Annotated in this window: 9 protein-coding genes and 1 tRNA gene; 3 read left to right on the top strand and 7 right to left on the bottom strand. The window is 55.5% G+C overall.

The features are described from left to right. Positions 1–629: 629 nt before the first annotated feature. The 4 genes from M2397_RS24560 to M2397_RS24545 all read right to left on the bottom strand — a co-directional run bounded on the left by M2397_RS24560 (position 630) and on the right by M2397_RS24545 (position 4,706). On the bottom strand, positions 630–2,192 hold the full coding sequence (locus M2397_RS24560) for an anti-phage dCTP deaminase (protein WP_259244641.1): 1,563 nt from the start codon (positions 2,190–2,192) through the stop codon (positions 630–632). An 11-nt stretch (positions 2,193–2,203) separates the two neighbouring features. Further along, positions 2,204–2,374 carry a hypothetical protein gene (locus tag M2397_RS24555; protein ID WP_166742137.1) on the bottom strand — a complete coding sequence of 57 codons (171 nt, stop codon included), beginning with the start codon at positions 2,372–2,374 and terminating at the stop codon, positions 2,204–2,206. Between the two features lie 945 nt (positions 2,375–3,319). After that, on the bottom strand, positions 3,320–3,544 hold the full coding sequence (locus M2397_RS24550; protein WP_259244640.1) for a hypothetical protein: 225 nt from the start codon (positions 3,542–3,544) through the stop codon (positions 3,320–3,322). 394 nt (positions 3,545–3,938) lie between these two features. Further along, positions 3,939–4,706, bottom strand: a complete 768-nt coding sequence (locus tag M2397_RS24545) for a hypothetical protein (RefSeq protein WP_259244639.1) — start codon at positions 4,704–4,706, stop codon at positions 3,939–3,941. A gap of 748 nt (positions 4,707–5,454) precedes the next feature. Between M2397_RS24545 and M2397_RS24540 the strand changes: the two genes are divergently transcribed. Continuing rightward, the gene (locus M2397_RS24540; protein WP_259244638.1) at positions 5,455–8,394 is read left to right on the top strand and encodes a metallophosphoesterase; all 2,940 of its coding nucleotides are present in this window, start codon (positions 5,455–5,457) and stop codon (positions 8,392–8,394) included. Positions 8,395–8,916: 522 nt separating this feature from the next. Here the strand turns inward: M2397_RS24540 and M2397_RS24535 are convergent. Then, positions 8,917–10,152 (bottom strand): phage integrase central domain-containing protein, encoded by a 1,236-nt coding sequence (locus M2397_RS24535; protein ID WP_226456670.1) that lies wholly within the window; start codon positions 10,150–10,152, stop codon positions 8,917–8,919. A gap of 168 nt (positions 10,153–10,320) precedes the next feature. Then, positions 10,321–10,397, bottom strand: a tRNA-Arg gene (locus tag M2397_RS24530). Between the two features lie 370 nt (positions 10,398–10,767). Between M2397_RS24530 and gabD the strand changes: the two genes are divergently transcribed. Both gabD and gabT read left to right on the top strand, forming a co-directional pair. Next, entirely contained in the window at positions 10,768–12,210 is a 1,443-nt protein-coding gene (gabD, locus tag M2397_RS24525; protein ID WP_027607874.1) for an NADP-dependent succinate-semialdehyde dehydrogenase, read from the top strand. 181 nt (positions 12,211–12,391) lie between these two features. Continuing rightward, a complete protein-coding gene (gene gabT, locus M2397_RS24520) occupies positions 12,392–13,669 on the top strand; it encodes a 4-aminobutyrate--2-oxoglutarate transaminase (protein WP_259244637.1) in 1,278 nt (425 codons plus the stop codon). A 106-nt stretch (positions 13,670–13,775) separates the two neighbouring features. Here the strand turns inward: gabT and M2397_RS24515 are convergent, their stop codons facing one another. Then, entirely contained in the window at positions 13,776–14,777 is a 1,002-nt protein-coding gene (locus M2397_RS24515) for a sensor domain-containing diguanylate cyclase (RefSeq protein WP_259244636.1), read from the bottom strand. Positions 14,778–14,960 lie beyond the last annotated feature (183 nt).

Here is a 14,960-nt window from a genome sequence, read left to right as displayed (position 1 = left end):
GCATGGTCAGATCCTCGCGAAATCGACCCTGCCAGTTAAAAACTGTTACCTATGTGTGTGAACTGATTTGTAACCCATGTGGGTGAGTCATACCCGCTAGGGTGTTTTCGGTCGGTTTTTCGCTGGCTGAAAAAGCCGTCGAGATTCGTTGCTCCACCCCCGACGAACGGTATCGTCATCGTGATAAAGCCGCCACAAGCGCAAAGGTATGGCCATCACCACCAATCCTTTGATGGATCAGTCCAAAAGTGGCCCGATTATTTCGTTCCTCACTTTTGAGAAGCAATCGCCACACTTTTGCGGCGATTGCGCTGGCGCCGTGTGGCGCTTCCCTCACACAAAGGCGTTCCCGCCATTTCCCTGCGTCAGCACCACCCCGGATCAGGGGAGTGGCCATTCATGGGGTTAATTTCGCAAATCGTCGTTCAAGGCAAAAAGTGGTCGCGAGGAAGAGCTGACCTTCCATTTCGGTAGGGCAGGTTTCGCGTGTGGAGGCTGGCGGATCGGCGGAGTTTTCGCCGATCCCTGTCCTGGGGGCAGACTTAGGTGGCGACCTGGTCAGAATGAAAAAATACCACTTCGGTCTGGACTGCCATTCAATCTAGGAGCTTCCCCCTCGGGCTACTTAATTATTTGGGTAGCGGAACGTTGTGCGTTCGAGCAAGATCGAACACCTTAGCCTCTACGTCTAGGTAAGAATCTAATATTTCTTGGGATACGTGACTGGCTTCTTTATTCATTATTGAAATAGCCAGTCCTTTGTCATCTTTGCGTTTAGTATTGAACGCAAAGAACGCTGTATACCGTTTAGGTGAAACACCTTCGAAGGTTTCGAAAATGATTTTGTTTTCTGCTGCGAGGTCGATGGAGATCGCGTCGGAGTGTAGAGCCATTGCTAAACTTTTTTCATATGGCTCGATATATACAACTCGATTGATTCCGGAGGCGATTATATGCCTAGCGCAGTTGTGGCAAGGGTAGGTTGTTGTATACATTACCCCATCCGTGGTGCTGCCTGATGGTTTGCGAGCGATATTTAAAATGGCTTCCATCTCAGCATGAATTGCACGGGAGTATTCAATTAAGGCTCCGGCAGGTGTTTCTTTCAATATTTTTTTTGAAATTTCTTCTGCGAGGTTTGGATCGATTTTTGCGGAGCTTTCCAGAATTCTGACAATACTTTCTACCAATCGACTTTTATGAAAGTCGTTGTAACATTTCCTTCCATGGTTGACACATCGTTGGTCATTCACATTATCGGCTGAATAAAGACCTCCACCGGCTTGTGGAACGTCATTCCAGCCTACCGAAAGAATATTACCGGATGAGTCAGTGATCGCAGCCCCAACCTGCCGGCTGAGGCAGGCAGACTTCAGCGAGGCTGAGTGGGCTGCATACATCCCCGACTCATCTCGAGTAGGAGTAATGCCATTTTGTCCGTGAACAAGTCCTACAAATCTGCCGCAAGGTTTGGATAAGTTTCCGATGCTGGTCAAATGATTTCTTATGAAGAAATCTGATTTTTGAACTGTCTTCTCTAATAACTGGCCATGATCAAGATTCTCGTTTCGATCTCTTTCAATTAGTTCTTGAGCAGCTACGGAGCTCATTCCTTCTTGCTTAAGTTGATCTATTCTTGAGTGCTGAGGGCTCATTACGCCGACGAGATAAAATATATTTTTGTAAACTAATCTGAAGAGTTCTACTTCTGCGGGATTTTTAAGTTGGTCAATGATGTAAACAGTTCTCGGTGGGTCTTCTTCTTCGCTAGCGTTAATCTGAAGCTGCCGAGATATTGAAAGATTGTGAATGGCAAGGGTAGCTAAAGCATCATCCCCTAGTCGCTTGCGAATGCTATTGCCGAGATCTTGAAGTACACGGTAGCGCTCATCAACGCCGAGGCGATTTAAGTCTTTTCCAAAGTGATCTGATGGGAGAGGGTGACTAGCAAAATATTCTTTGATTATTGTGCTGAGCTTGATGGTGATTACGTGGTAATTACACAAACCAAACTGATTTTTTAGCTCTTCAACTACATCGGCTAGATTGCAGCCAACAGCTCCACATACGCCAATTACAATTTCTTTTGTCAGTCGAGATTTTATGCGAGCTTGTATGTTTTTTTCTTTTTCTTCGTTAGCAGCAGTAGCCTCGCCCATGCTGGGCAAAGCTTTTACATTCCCTGTACTCATCTCATTCCTGCTTACCAGTCGGTTTTTTGAGCGCGCCTTGAAATTTGCTCGGCCGCAATCTCGTACTCATTTTTTTTCTTTTTAGCTGCAAAAGCATCGGTATAGATCACAGCGCCTTTCAGGTCATCCTGGGTTTTCAAGTCCGTCCGATCTGACCTTCCCGTTCTTTCCTGAATGTTCATATGCTATCCCTTATGGATCAATTAAAAGCCTTGCAATTTTCTATCTGTTTGTGCTAGGGCTTGCTTGGTGTGGCCCGCGTTGATGATAAACGGTATAGCTCAGAATTTGTTATTCGTTGGTCTGAATTCATAATTGTATTTTTCTACTGGAGAAGGGGTTTTTACTAAGAATACCCAGATCTTGTGGACGCTCTTGTGAGAATTCGGTCATCGGTGGCCTGCAAAGCCATTAATCGGAAATTGTCAGGATCATCATTAGCAATGAGTGCGCCCGGGGATCATCGTTCAATTTACGGGTAGGGGGGGTGACCCTAGGTGTGCCAGATCTGTGCCGTACCCCCAATCTTTCCCCCAGATTAAAGAAGTGCTTTGATGCCTTAGGTAATACTTGACGAGCATCAAGCGCCAGCACCCCACCTTTAACGCTGGAAGCGGCGCGCTCCCTGGGTTGCGGGCAACTTGCCCGCGTTCTGTCGGCGAAAATCCGTCTAGGGCCTGTCTAGTATTGCCTGGCGCGCTAAGTATTTTTCTGGCCCGGTATTTCACCACCCCATCTCACCAGGATATTGATCGAGCATCTACCTTGACGGCCGCCTCCCGAATTTTAGACGGGGCTGGTGCTGGCCAGGCAGCCCGAATGCTCGCAAAGCCCTGACCTGCGTGGCTATCAGCGCTCCAGCCGCTGGTGGCGGCAGATAAATCCGTCAAGACCTGTCAAGAATTTCGTCAAGGCTGGTCAAGGATAACGGTCGCGTTTGCCGGTTTGATCGTGTGCCACTTGTCCCGCAAGTGACTGTCTCGGCAAGCCCCTTTTTCTGGACGAGGTAGCTATCCGGCCTCATGCCCGATCTGCCGCCAGCCTTTGCTGGCTTTGGCCCGCGGGTCGAGTCGGATGAGCTGCGGCGTCTCCAGCCGTCCAGAGCCTGTCCAGAATCTTGGCGAGTGTCATACCTCGCCGAGGCTGCCGGCGACGGTCAGCTCAGCAATGCCCTGGCGAATGAACACCAGGTTCTCGTCGAGCGTCTCCAGTGCGCCGCGCACGTTGTTGGCAATATCCGCCGATCCGCGCCGTTCGACCCTGTTGGAAAGCTCCTCTACCGCGGCGCCCAGAGCGAGCTGGTTTTGATTGAGGCGGTCGAACAGGCTGGCGATCAGTTTGGTATCCGTCATGGTGGCTCTCCGTGTTTCGAGAGAGCGTAGCACCGGCGCCGTGAGCGTCCGGAATCACTGTTACGTGGTTTGAGTCTGCCGGCGGCAAAGTGCCTAGAGATGTGATACGGGATTTCGCCGCATCTAATGCGTGAGCCCCGCCCACATTGGCCGCTGCGCGATCTCAGGGGGCCGCGCTCGCCGAATCCGTCTCATGCCTGTCTCACATTCGCCAGCGGTTCGGTAAAGGCCAGGTAAAAGTAGGCGGGCCGAGAGCGCCTTATTCGTCAGGGGTCTGTCAGGGGTATCATTGGCCACGGTGCGCTTGTTTGACGGGCTGGCTACGCGATCAGTCTCAGACGCCCACCCGGCGTGGTTTTTGTCTGATGGCTGCCTCGCATTCCGTCAAGCGTAGTCAAAGTGGAGAGCCAGGTTTTACACGCATTGCGAAGCGCCGGGGGACCGTATGAATCTCCAAGGCCACACCCCATGCTTCCACCACCTCATCAGCGGAGAGCAGTCCGGTTGAGCTGACGCTTCCAGTCGCCTGGATCGTTATGTCCCCCAGCACGGCCATGTAGGCGGCGATGGTTTGAGGCAGAACTAGAAAACCGAAACCATTGCTGTCGTGAACCATGAGTTCGTCCCGGCCGAGTGAAACACTGTGGAGAAGTGCCCGATAAGTGCGATGGGTGAATTTGGACAGTTCCTGATAGAAGACTCTGCGTTCAGTAGCCGCTTCCACCCCGTCTAATGCTTCGATCAGCTTCCGGATTTCGCCATGAGAAATCGTATCGTTCGCGTACCACTTCTTCAAAGCCAATTCGGCCTTTGGGGATTCCGCGTGCAAATAGCGCATCACGTCGATCGCTTCAACTGCGTCACGGAAGACTCGCGCAACTGGGCGGTGTCGTGTCTCCTTCAGTAAGGCCACGCAGTCTAGGAGTGATGCCAGCAAGTCCATGGTGATTAGCCAAGTCGCCTTCTGCAGCGACTGCTCGTCGCGATGGTATTTCAGTGTGTGCGGCCTGAGGCGTTTGATGATTTCGCGAAGCAGGGCATCGCATTCCCTAAGGAATTGCCGTTGGGCTTCGTGCTCATACGGGTTGTCATAAGCCTCTTGGGGATGTCGGCCCCAAACGATACTTGGCATTTTGTTCTCTCTGAAGGTTCCGATGTTCAATCATGGGAGTTTCCCCAGCGGGGGTAAACGTCTTGCAACAGACAGCCAGACACTATTCCGGCGGACGCTTAGGTTGCCAGTCAAAAGGCCTGCGTTTGGTGGAAACCTCAGTGGAAACCAGCGCCTGGCAACCGTGACTTTTGATAACAGGCCGGCGGCCGGGTTCGCACCAGGTTCGCGTAAGAGGGTGCGAACCAGACGTGCGAACCTCAGAGCGAACTTGCTGCCGGTACGCACCCGAATGCGTACCAACCGTGCGTACTGAGCTGCGTATTTGTTGTACGCATCCTTGATGAACCTTCGTTGTTGCTGGACCATCTGGAGCCAGCCAGTCCATCACGCGGCCTCCGGCATGAGTATGCAAGAGGCGGCCCCGTGATGGGCGCGAGCGAGGGGATGCCAACCATTCGCTGTCCGCTCCGGATCAGCTTAACCGGTGTATGCCTGAGGAGACACCGCTTGTTGTCGATCAATAGCGCCTTTGGTCAAATCGGAAGTAAGCGTTTGGATGCTTTTGACTTCCCCTTAACACTGCGCAGCTGCAGGTTTACATTCTTGGGGTGAGTCATCGGTTCAGGGTTGGCTCCATTTTTTAGAAATAATCGACAATATCTGGAGGCAAGAGCGCCCTCCTACCCAGTTAGCATTGGGGTGGGCGATGGTAATTATTTGCGGAAAGCCTACTTAATAAGGAGAATCCGTCCGGCTTGCAAAATTTAATGGAATACATCAAGGAAGAATTTCTACTATGACTCCAACACTGGGCTGGCTTCACATATCCGATCTGCACTTCCTTGACAAGCATGCCTGGCGGGATAACCAGCCTCTACAAAAGCTGATAGAAGACTTGGCTGCGCTGTTGAAGGATGGCTTGCGAGTCGACCTGGTGCTTTGTACTGGAGACATTGGCTTCGGAGAAACGAAAACTGAACCTTTAGCCAGCCAATATGCAGACGCAAAGGCATTCTTCGACAAAGTACTAGAAACCTGCAAGCTGCCGAGTGAGCGCTTATTCTTGGTGCCTGGTAATCATGATATTGACCGAAGCAAGGTCCGCAAGTCACAAACAGAGTGGTTGCGTTCTAACCAGCGAAACCCAGATCAAATCAATCAGGATTTTCGAGATAGTGATGCTGAGGTTAAGCAGGCGATGGAGCGACTTGCGGCCTATCGGAAGTTTATTGCAGACCACTATCCTCATATCTCGCTCGATGACAAGGCCACCTTTGCTGCCAAAGTCAAGATTAATGGAATTTCCATCACTCTTTCGGGACTGAACTCAGCATGGACCTGCGTCGACAACGACGATAGAAACCAGATTTGGCTAGCCGGCGAAGCTCAACTGCATGCCTGTAGCAAGGTCATCGAAGCCCAAGCTGACGGTAACCAATCGAACGTGCGACTTTGCCTGATGCACCACCCCCGGGATTGGTTCCAGCCCTCAGAAGCCCAGGCGCTCCGCGGGCGGCTGGAACAAGATTTTGATTTCGTACTTCACGGCCATGCACATGACCAATGGGTCGATGAGAAAGCTACGCCCAAGCACGTCGTCATAGCTGCTGGAGCGACTACTGGCGAAAGCCCGCTGGAATTTGGCTACAACTTAGTTCAGATCGCCCCAGGTAGGGCTGAGGTGCACTTGCGCCGCTACGATAAGAAGGGCTGTGGGTGGATTGAAGAGAATATCCATGGACGAACGAAACAAGGGATCTGGCATCTAGCGCCCCTGGCCAACCTGCCCGCCTTAGCTATCGCAGCTGCGCCAATCTCTGCGCTCGCACCTTCTGGAGCTTCCCCGCTCAGCCGCGGTCATCTTGGCCTAGAAGCTGCCTTGCTGGAATGCTCAAACCTACTGCGCAAAAACAGTTTGCTGGCTGTATTTGGCATGGCCGGTGTGGGTAAGAGCGTCTTGGTGGAGGAATTGCACATGCTTCCGGAATGGCAGAAACACCGCGGGGTTCAAATCACTGCGCGGGAGGACAGTGGCATCACTGATCTATTTGGGCAGCTAGCTCCCCTGCTGGGGATTCACGATGAACGTCCGAGCCCGCCAGCAGGCGATACAGCTGCGAAGGTGGCCGAAAACTTGCGCCATATGGCGCCTGACGCACCAGGTTTTTTTCTCCATATCCAACGCGCTCACCATTGGTTACAGAACGGGCACTGGAAGGATATGAACCTATCATATCTACTGGAAGGCTTGTCCCTCGCTTATCCAGAGAGCGCTATCGTCTTGGAAACCCGGGAACAGCCCGTGGTAAGTCTAACCAGCTTCGAAGCCACCGGACTGCCCAAGCAGGTTCTGGCTCACTATTTGGCGACTCCTCCCGGTTTGACTACGGGCTGGGTACTTACGGGCGACCAACGAACCTACCTGTTTTCACGCCTAGGCGGTGGTCACGGACGCGGCGCGCATTCTTTCGGTCTTGCATTGCTGGTGCGGCTCGCCGCAGAAAAATCGATCTCGCCCTACGATGTTTTGAGGCAATACCCGGACCTCTACTCGCAAGCGCTTTACGAAAAACTGTTCCGCGACCTCTACGAAAACGTCCTTTTGGAGGGAGAAAGGGCTTTATTGTTCGCCTGCTCGCTCTACCGCGATGGCTTGCACTACACTCATCTCCCTCGCCTGGAACGAGCCACATCCGCTCAAGATGCTGGCGCCGCATTGATCCGACGCCGGTTGTTGACGGAAAGGGCCGATTGGCTCTATCTGCACGACTTGGCGGCGGAGCAAGCTCTCAAGCTGTCGCCCGACGAGACACGCACTCTTAACTTACACCAAATCATTGCCGGATTTTGGCTGGATGAGTTGCAGGGGCAAAAAACGCTAATGGAAGCCAATATCCGCCGTGCGCTAGAAGCGCTTTATCACCTAGAACAAGGTGGTCAGGGGGAGAGGGTGGCGGAGATAGTCCCCATTCTGTTTGGCCGTCGCCCAGAAGAAACTGTGCAAGCATTGTGGAGGATTGAGGAGAGGTTTATATCCCAGAAACAGGACGCCAAAGTTCTCATGGTCCTAGAGTATCTGCTAAAAGTCAGTCCGAACGACCACCGGGCCATGCGCTTTTTGGGCGAATGCCGAAGGAGGCTTTATGGTCCCAAGGACCAGCATGCGCTAGAGCTGTTTAGACAAGCGACTCAATTAGATTCTGGTTTTCCCATTTACTGGACCAACTACGGCAGTGCTGTTATCGCCAGCGAAGACAAGGAAGGCCTCACAGAGTTTCTAGCTGAAGTTACAGGCGCTTCGGAAAGGGTACGAAACGACAATCATGTTGTTGGCGTTTACGCCGGCGCCCTAGAAGCGATGGGCCGAGGTGATGATGCGGCAAGCCTGCGTCAGGAAAAGATTGATGCAGGCAGCCGCAGTCCTGCTTTATATGCTGACCACGCCAAGTGGCTAATGGACAAGAAGGGTGATGCCGACGCTGCGCTGGCGTTGCTGGAACTAGCCCGAAAGCGGACTTGCGACAATGATATCACTGAAGCTATTTACGCCAGCGCCTTAGAGGCGGTCGGCCGAGGTGATGATGCGGCAAGCCTGCGTCAGGAAAAGATTGATGCAGGCAACCGCAATCCTGCTTTCTACGCTGACCACGCCAAGTGGCTAATGGATAAGAAGGGTGATGCCGACGCTGCGCTGGCGTTGCTGGAACTACTCCGTAAAAGGGGATTGCAGCGATGACATCACTGAAACCATTTACGCATTCGCTTTGGAGGCTGTCAGCCGAAACATTGAAGCAGCAAGTATCTGAGTAGATACCCCTCGATCGAGTCGACGCAGGCGACTTTTCAAAACCTGACATGTGGGCGGCGCGAAAACCTGAAATCGGATCAGGTGCGGGACTTGGCAGGATGTTGACCCTCGGCTGGTCCTGAGGCGATTGCTAAGCTCTTGCCTTATTTAGCAAAAGTTAGTCCCATCAGAAGTTGGCCAACCCGTCACCCTGTTAACAATTGTCAAGGTTGGCGGGCGCCGGGCGACTCTGTGACGGAGATCCCTGTGATAGATGGTGACCAGGCGGGGTGGTTACTTTTGGTGGTTACCTGAGTGGTTACCAGGCACGGCTTCTATTCCGCCATCATCTTGCCGAGCTTGTAATTACAGTATGAGCACAGGCCTTCAAAATGTTGTTCATCCACAGTTTATACAAACAGTAATGGCATTCAGTCTATATCTGTCTGTGTGCGCAATGGAAGATCAGCGTCAGGCCCGCTTGATCGACACGACATTACCCTTGGCCAAGTTGTCCAGATAGTCGGCATACCATTGCATCATGGTGGCGCGCTGGGCCAGGTACTGGGCTTTGTTGTAAACACCCGCTATGCCTTGCTTGATATGCGATAGCTGCGCCTCGATGTGGTTTTCGTCAAACCCGTGCTCGTTCAGAATCGTCGAGGCGATATGACGGAAGCCGTGCCCGGTCTGGCGGCCTTCATAACCGAGACGACGTAGAGCCATCAGAAAGACCGTGTTGCTGCGGGGCTTGGTGGTGTCGCTCCGACCAGGGAACAACATCGGGTAGGCACCAGTGAGCATCTGCAGGTTCCGCAGTAGCTCTACTGCCTGAATTGGCAGCGGCACTAGATGTTCGCGTCGGCGTTTCATGCGCTCGGCCGGGATCGACCACTGAGCTTTATTTAGATCGAACTCCGACCATCGCGCTTCGCGCAGTTCAGACGGTCGACAGGCGAGCATGGAAAGCAAGTGCAGGCCGATCCGCACGTCAGCGGTGCCGTATGCCCTGATTGCGCGCAAGAGAGCCGGAAGCTCATCAAGAGATACATGGGCATAGTTCTCGGCTGGCTTGGTCAGCAGGAATTTATGTAGCCCCTCCAGCGGGTTGTGAGTGGCTCGACCTGTTACTCGGGCCAGGTCGTAAATCTCCCGGCACATGCCTCGTACGCGGCTGGTCTGTTCGATGATGCCCTTCTGTTCCATGGAACGTAGGAACTCCATCCACTCCATGGGCAGGATCTCACGATAGATACGCTTACCGAATACCGGGAAGACGTGGAGTTCGAGCGCGCCAATCATTCGCACTGCGGTACCGGCTGTCCAGCTCAGGCGCTTGGAAGCGTACCATTCCCGCGCCAGCGCTTCGAAGGTCTGGCTAGAGGCTTCAGCCTCTGCGGTCTTTCTGGCTCGTTTGGTAGCAAGGGGGTTTCCGCCCTTGGCGGCGTCCTCTCTCAGCACAGCCGCTTTCTGTCGAGCCTGTGAGCCGGATAACTGGTGGTCGCCCGTGCCATAGCCGCCCAAGCCAAGCCATGACCACTTGCCGTCTGGCTTCTTGTAGCGCAATTGCCAAGACTTGTTACCGTCTGGGCGCACTCGCAGATACAGAGCGTTTCCGTCTAGCTCCCGGTATTCCTTGGCTTCAGGCTCCAGGGTGGCTAGCACGGTGTCGGCTAAAGGGCGGCGTTTTATCTCGCTGCGCTTCATGTCTCTTGTACCCCTCAGTTTCAATTATTTTTTAAGGTACATGAAGGGGTACACGAAGGGAAGATATAGGGAGAGGCAAGGAGATATAGCCAGAAACAAGAAAGCCCGCACAGGGCGGGCTTCTTGGGGTGTTTCGTAGACTGTCTGAGACAGCCCGAGACTGCTATATGGTGCACCCGGCGGGATTCGAACCCACGACCCCTGCCTTCGGAGGGCAGTACTCTATCCAGCTGAGCTACGGATGCTTGTGCGGGCGACATCATACCCATGTCGACCTTGGGCGTCCATGCCGGTCTTTGGCCGTTTCCCAGTAGGAATTTGCCGCTGGAAGGCCCTGCGCCGGGCGCCGTTGGTCAATGCGGCGGAACGCGCTCAAATCACGCTGATCTGAAAGTTCCGGCAAATGCGCCGTTTTCGTTCTTTTTTTCGAACAGACTATTGCCCTGTACCCCCATTGATCCTAGGATTCGTTTGAGATTTCAAACGCTCTGTCTCTCGTGCGCTATTTATTGATCGCGCGCGCGGGGGCTGATTTCCCTGACGGCAGCCCACAAGGCGCCTTTCAACAACTCTAATTCGCTCCGCGTGCGCGCGGTGCTGTTAAGGAAAGCCGACATGCAGCTCAAAGATTCCCAGTTGTTCCGCCAGCAGGCCTTTATCGATGGCGCTTGGGTGGATGCGGACAACGGTCAGACCATCAAGGTCAACAACCCTGCCACGGGCGAGATTATCGGCACCGTGCCAAAGATGGGCGCTGCGGAAACCCGCCGTGCCATCGAAGCTGCCGACAAGGCGCTGCCGGCCTGGCGTGCGCTGACCGCCAAGGAGCGCGCCAACAAGCTGCGCCGTTGGTTCGAGCTGCTGATCGAAAACCAGGACGACCTCGGTCGCCTGATGACCCTGGAACAAGGCAAGCCATTGGCTGAGGCCAAGGGTGAAATCGTCTACGCCGCGTCCTTTATCGAGTGGTTCGCCGAAGAAGCCAAGCGCATCTATGGCGACGTGATTCCCGGCCACCAGCCCGACAAGCGCCTGATCGTGATCAAGCAGCCTATCGGCGTGACCGCTGCGATCACCCCGTGGAACTTCCCGGCCGCGATGATTACCCGTAAAGCCGGCCCGGCCCTGGCCGCCGGTTGCACCATGGTGATCAAGCCTGCCTCGCAAACCCCGTTCTCGGCCCTGGCCCTGGTTGAGCTGGCGCACCGTGCCGGTATCCCGAAAGGCGTGCTGAGCGTGGTCACCGGCAGCGCCGGCGACATCGGCGGCGAGCTGACCAGCAACCCGATCGTGCGTAAATTGTCCTTCACCGGCTCGACCGAAATCGGTCGCCAGTTGATGGCTGAATGCGCCAAGGACATCAAGAAAGTTTCCCTGGAGCTGGGCGGCAACGCGCCATTTATCGTGTTCGACGACGCGGACCTGGATAAGGCCGTCGAAGGCGCGATCATCTCCAAGTACCGCAACAACGGCCAGACCTGCGTCTGCGCCAACCGCCTGTACATCCAGGATTCGGTGTACGACGCGTTTGCGGAAAAACTGAAAGTCGCGGTGGCCAAATTGAAGATCGGCAACGGTCTGGAAGAAGGCACCACCACCGGCCCGCTGATCGACGAAAAAGCCGTGGCCAAGGTCCAGGAACACATCGCCGACGCCCTGAGCAAAGGTGCCAAGCTGTTGGCCGGTGGCAAGGTCATGGAAGGCAACTTCTTTGAACCGACCATCCTGGTCGACGTGCCGAAAAACGCCGCCGTTGCCAAGGAAGAAACCTTCGGCCCGCTGGCGCCGCTGTTCCGCTTCAAAGACGAAGCCGAAGTGATCGCGATGTCCAACGACACCGAGTTCGGCCTGGCTTCCTACTTCTATGCCCGCGACCTGGGCCGTGTGTTCCGTGTGGCCGAAGCCCTGGAATACGGCATGGTCGGGGTCAACACCGGGTTGATCTCCAACGAAGTCGCGCCGTTCGGCGGCATCAAGGCTTCGGGCCTGGGCCGTGAAGGCTCCAAGTACGGGATCGAGGACTACCTGGAAATCAAATACCTCTGCCTGGGCATCTAAGCCGGGAAGGGATTGCAGTAAACGCAAAGGGCACGAGAGCGCTGACCCTTTGCGTGTTTCACATCGTTATTCGTAGTGGCCGGGAAAGCTGTGGCAGTCGATCATCGCATGCTGCCGTAGTTGCCTCCCCGCCACGTATTCCTTGAGCAGCGCCACCCGATGAGTGGCGAATGAGGACTTTATGAGCAAGACCAACGCTTCCCTGATGAAACGCCGCGAAGCCGCTGTACCGCGCGGTGTTGGCCAGATTCACCCGATCTTCGCCGAATCCGCGAAGAACGCCACCGTGACCGACGTTGAAGGTCGCGAGTTCATCGACTTCGCCGGCGGTATCGCCGTGCTGAACACCGGCCACGTGCACCCGAAAATCATCGCCGCCGTGACCGAACAGCTGAACAAGCTGACCCACACCTGCTTCCAGGTACTGGCCTACGAGCCGTACGTCGAAGTGTGCGAAAAAGTGAACGCCAAGGTTCCAGGCGATTTCGCCAAGAAAACCCTGTTGGTCACCACCGGTTCCGAAGCCGTTGAAAACGCCGTGAAAATCGCCCGTGCCGCGACTGGCCGTGCTGGCGTGATCGCGTTCACCGGCGCCTACCACGGCCGCACCATGATGACCCTGGGTCTTACCGGTAAAGTCGTGCCTTACTCGGCCGGCATGGGCCTCATGCCCGGCGGCGTGTTCCGCGCGCTGTACCCGAACGAACTGCACGGTGTCAGTGACGACGACTCCATCGCCAGCATCGAGCGCATCTTCAAGAACGATGCCGAGCCGCGTGATATTGCCGCCATCATCATCGAGCCGGTACAGGGCGAAGGCGGTTTCTACGTCGCGCCGAAGCCGTTCATGAAGCGCCTGCGCGAACTGTGCGACAAGCACGGCATCCTGCTGATCGCCGACGAAGTGCAAACCGGTGCCGGCCGTACCGGTACCTTCTTCGCCATGGAACAGATGGGCGTTGCTGCCGACCTGACCACCTTCGCCAAATCCATCGCAGGCGGTTTCCCGTTGGCCGGTGTGTGTGGCAAGGCCGAATACATGGACGCCATTGCCCCAGGTGGCCTGGGCGGCACCTACGCCGGTAGCCCGATCGCTTGCGCCGCTGCGCTGGCAGTGATGGAAGTGTTCGAAGAAGAGCACCTGCTGGACCGCTGCAAGGCTGTCGGCGAGCGCCTGGTGACTGGCCTCAAGGCGATTCAAGCCAAGTACCCGGTAATCGGTGAAGTGCGTGCCCTGGGCGCGATGATCGCGGTCGAGTTGTTTGAAGACGGCGACAGCCACAAGCCAAACGCTGCGGCCGTTGCCGCTGTAGTGGCCAAGGCGCGTGACAAGGGCTTGATCCTGCTGTCCTGCGGCACCTACGGCAACGTGTTGCGCGTACTGGTCCCGCTGACCTCGCCGGACGAGCAGTTGGACAAAGGCTTGGCGATCATCGAAGAGTGCTTCTCCGAGCTGTAAGCGGAAGTTGGCCTGATCGATAGAAAAACCCGCTTCGGCGGGTTTTTTTGTGCGCTTGCAGCACCTTCAGACCTCGTCGCACCGCCCCTCCCACAATGATCGGCATTCAGCCAGCGATGACGCGATTCTTGCCCAGGCGCTTGGCCTCATACATGGCGGCATCGGCGCGGGCGAACAGGCTGTCCAGGGTGGAGTCCTCCTCGGTCAGGCTGGCCAGGCCCTGGCTGATGGTCACGCTGAACGCCTGGCCTTCATAGCTGAAGCTCAACTCCTGGATCTCTTTGCCCAGGCGTTCAGCCACCTGCAACGCCATCTCCGGCGCGCAACCCGGCAGAACTGCGGCGAACTCTTCGCCGCCAATGCGCCCGAACAGATCGCCACGGCGCAGTACCCCGCGACCGCTCTCGGCGATACGCCGCAGCACCTGGTCGCCCTCCAGATGGCCGTAGGTGTCGTTGACGTCCTTGAAGTCATCGATGTCCAACAGCAGGAAGGCCAGCGGCGCGCCTTGGGCACAGGCGCTGTCGAAGGCCTGGTTTGCGCATTCGAAGAAGTGTCGGCGGTTGCTGCTCTGGGTCAGCACGTCGGTGGTGGCGAGACGGTGCAGCTCCAGTTCCATCTGTTTTTTTTCAGTGATGTCTTCGGCCATGCCGACCACGATCACCGGCTCGCCAGGTTCGACCTGCTGGTTGATGTAGCACTTGTCGCTCAGCCAGCGGATCTGCCCGTCGGCGGTGATGATGCGGTACTCGCGATCCTCCACGGCACCCTGCTCCAGTACGCGCGCCAGGCTGTGTTCGGCGTAATCGAGGTCTTCGGGGTGAATGCTGTTGCGCCATTCGCGGTGGTCGGCCAGCAACAGGCCGGCGGAACGTCCAAAAATCCGTTCGTATGCCGGGCTTACGTAGAGCACGCGGCGAGTTTGCCAATCGATGGCCCAGAGCACGGCATTCACACTGACCAGCAGCGAACTCAGTAATTGTTCGCGTTCGCTCAGTCGTTCGACTTCGCCCTGGGCATGTACCAGTGCCAGCAGGGTTGCTGCCGCAGCCGGACGCGGAGGGTCAGCGGTAGGGCTGTCGGTGGTGAAGGGCTTTTCGAGAACCATCGGCACAACTCTCTCTGGGCGCGCCGCAAGATCAAGCAGCGGTCACTACAAGGGGTCACCATGATGGCGAAGTGTTCATTGAGAGAGGCGAATTGCAGTGAAGTTCCGTCAATAGTATCGATTGACGGTGTCCGAGAAATGGCGCCAAAAAGCTGATGGGCGGGAGGGAGGGCCCTCCCGCCA

The sequence above is a fragment of the Pseudomonas sp. BIGb0381 genome (genome assembly GCF_024809815.1).
In the GTDB taxonomy this organism is placed as follows: Bacteria; Pseudomonadota; Gammaproteobacteria; order Pseudomonadales; family Pseudomonadaceae; genus Aquipseudomonas.
Note: the sequence above shows the minus strand (reverse complement) of the source record. Positions and strands in the feature narration are given on the sequence as shown.

Bases quoted from the DNA above. Each gene is read 5' to 3' on its own strand.
- gabT (WP_259244637.1), top strand. From the start codon at position 12,392: ATGAGCAAGACCAACGCTTCCCTGATGAAACGCCGCGAAGCCGCTGTA.
- gabD (WP_027607874.1), top strand. From the start codon at position 10,768: ATGCAGCTCAAAGATTCCCAGTTGTTCCGCCAGCAGGCCTTTATCGAT.
- M2397_RS24550 (WP_259244640.1), bottom strand. From the start codon at position 3,544: ATGACGGATACCAAACTGATCGCCAGCCTGTTCGACCGCCTCAATCAA.
- M2397_RS24535 (WP_226456670.1), bottom strand. From the start codon at position 10,152: ATGAAGCGCAGCGAGATAAAACGCCGCCCTTTAGCCGACACCGTGCTA.
- M2397_RS24540 (WP_259244638.1), top strand. From the start codon at position 5,455: ATGACTCCAACACTGGGCTGGCTTCACATATCCGATCTGCACTTCCTT.
- M2397_RS24515 (WP_259244636.1), bottom strand. From the start codon at position 14,777: ATGGTTCTCGAAAAGCCCTTCACCACCGACAGCCCTACCGCTGACCCT.
- M2397_RS24555 (WP_166742137.1), bottom strand. From the start codon at position 2,374: ATGAACATTCAGGAAAGAACGGGAAGGTCAGATCGGACGGACTTGAAA.
- M2397_RS24560 (WP_259244641.1), bottom strand. From the start codon at position 2,192: ATGAGTACAGGGAATGTAAAAGCTTTGCCCAGCATGGGCGAGGCTACT.